Origin of the sequence: Arcobacter sp. CECT 8989, from assembly GCF_004116715.1 — a bacterium.
In the GTDB taxonomy this organism is placed as follows: domain Bacteria; phylum Campylobacterota; class Campylobacteria; order Campylobacterales; family Arcobacteraceae; genus Halarcobacter.
In genome coordinates, this window is sequence record NZ_PDKE01000148.1 from 1 (window position 1) to 379 (window position 379).

Annotated in this window: 1 protein-coding gene; it reads left to right on the plus strand. The window is 28.8% G+C overall.

Going from position 1 to position 379, the window contains the following annotated elements; all coding sequences use genetic code 11:
* Positions 1–70: 70 nt before the first annotated feature.
* Positions 71–379: TRAP transporter small permease (locus tag CRV02_RS14770; protein WP_164969046.1), on the plus strand; the 309-nt coding region annotated here is incomplete at its 3' end.

Genomic DNA, 379 nt, shown 5'->3' on the forward strand with positions numbered 1-379 from the left:
CAATTCTATAGTGTAATTGGTGAAGATTTAATCAAAAAAGCTATTGAGACAAAATAAGTAAAGAAGAAATATGAAAAAACTTTTTAGTATTTTAGATATTATAGTTGGGACAATAAATCAAACAATAGCTGTTTATGGAATGATATTAGGTGTGTTATTAGCATTTATTAATGTGGTTCTAAGATATATTTTTGATATTAGTCTTCCTTGGGCCGCAGAACTTACTAACTATCTTTTCATCTGGTCATCTCTTTTTGGTGCTGCTTATGGATTTAAACAAGGTTCGCACATCTCTATTACATTGTTAATAGAGAAGTGTTCTCCTATTGTTATGAAGGGATTTTTGATTTTTTCAAGTTTATTATCTATTGCGTATCTC